Source organism: Trichococcus sp., assembly GCF_049589555.1.
Taxonomy (GTDB): domain Bacteria; phylum Bacillota; class Bacilli; order Lactobacillales; family Aerococcaceae; genus Trichococcus.
The window spans coordinates 1-1582 of sequence record NZ_JBAWAZ010000281.1 but is presented as its reverse complement, the minus strand read 5'-3'; the positions used below and the strand labels follow the sequence as shown (position 1 = coordinate 1582).

Sequence of the window (1582 nt, the reverse complement as noted above, 5' to 3'; positions counted from 1 at the left end):
AGGCGGTTTGCTCGGTCTTTTCTTTAAGTATCAGAATATTTCAATTTTACGTTTGGAAAGTACAGTAGGTTCTTTTTTCGGAAGCACTAAGTTCAAGACGCCCTCCGTCAAAGTAGCTGTAATATCTTCTTCGTTGATGCCTTTCAAATAAATTTCCCTGTGTACGGAACCCGAAGAACGTTCTTGGCGGATGATTTGTCCTTTATCGTCTTTTTCGACTTTTTCCGATTTGCGGACGGCTGAAATGGAGAGGATGTCGTTGTCATAATCCACAGTGATATCCTCTTTGCTGTAGCCGGGCAGATCGGCTGTCACTTGATAGTTGTCCTCGGTTTCATGAACGTCCAATTTAATTTCCTGGAAAAAACGATTTTGGAACATCGATCCGGTGTCCGACAGCAGGTCGAAGAAACTGTTGCTTTTGCGTAACTCATTTGACATTTGAAAAATCTCCTTTCTTTTAAATGAAGCTTTTGTTCACCCTCAGTATAAACCTACGTGCATCAGAATTCCACCGAAATGATTCCGGTTCCAAACGCGGGAATGAAGCAAAAGCTGATTCCAAACGGGTTCTATGGTAAACTGTTAAAGGAGTTTTGAGACAGTGAACGCCTCACACCGCCTGAACGGGAGAGGCCGAGAAAGGGTAGTATTTATGAAAAAAATTGAAGCGGGCAGTCTTTATCTGAAACAGCATCGGAATCTTTTCCAGTGTCCTATCTGCAAAGGGAAATTTGAAACGGTGGAGGGGCATAGCGTGGTCTGCGCAAATGGACATCATTTTGATGTATCCAAAAAGGGAACACTGCATCTGTTGATGAAGGGCGGCCAGAATGAATACGGCAAAGAGATGCTGTCGAGCCGGAAAAATTTGGCGGACACCGGCTTTTTCCATCCGTTGCTGGATGCCGTTTATGACCATATCGACAAGCCGGAAGATGCGACTGTTCTGGATGTCGGCTGCGGCGAAGGATCCCATCTGCATTATTTGACCGAAAAGGGTTTAAAGGGAACAAAAATCGGCTTTGATATTTCGAAGGATGCGATCCAGTTGGCGGCCAGCAACTTTTTCCCGGATGCCTTCTGGTGTGTGGCCGACCTGGCGCATTCACCTTTTTCCGAGAATGCCTTTGATGTCATCTTGAACATTTTTTCACCATCGCAGTACCAGGAATTCGACCGTGTTTTGAAACCAGGCGGTAAGGTCATCAAAGTTGTGCCGAATGCACAGTATTTGATCGAGTTGCGGGAGCAGTTGTATGCCTTGGATACGACAAAAAGAGAGTACGACAATCAACAAGTGGTGGACCGATTCTACGATATTTATCCGGATGCTGTCAGTGAAGAAGTCAGCTATACCGTGGATCTTGATGCCAAAAGCTATGGCTGGCTGATGGAGATGACACCATTATCGTGGGGCGCATCTGAAGAATCACTAGCAAATGCGTCGGCAAATCCGTTGAATTCTGTCACTGTGGCAGTCACACTTTTGGTCGCCAGCAAAGCTGTCTGATTTTGGCGTAACCGGAACATAGCCCAAGTTTCCGAAAAATATTGACACAGCGGTGTGATATGCTATAAT

The 1582-nt window shown here is 45.4% G+C and carries 2 protein-coding genes; one reads left to right on the top strand and one right to left on the bottom strand.

The features are described from left to right. Positions 1-30: 30 nt before the first annotated feature. On the bottom strand, positions 31-441 hold the full coding sequence (locus tag WBV27_RS10085; RefSeq protein WP_272161016.1) for an Hsp20/alpha crystallin family protein: 411 nt from the start codon (positions 439-441) through the stop codon (positions 31-33). A gap of 214 nt (positions 442-655) precedes the next feature. On the opposite strand from WBV27_RS10085, the gene WBV27_RS10080 reads away from it, so the two are divergent. Further along, positions 656-1513, top strand: coding sequence for a methyltransferase domain-containing protein (locus tag WBV27_RS10080; RefSeq protein WP_424201710.1), 858 nt, complete (start codon positions 656-658; stop codon positions 1511-1513). Positions 1514-1582 lie beyond the last annotated feature (69 nt).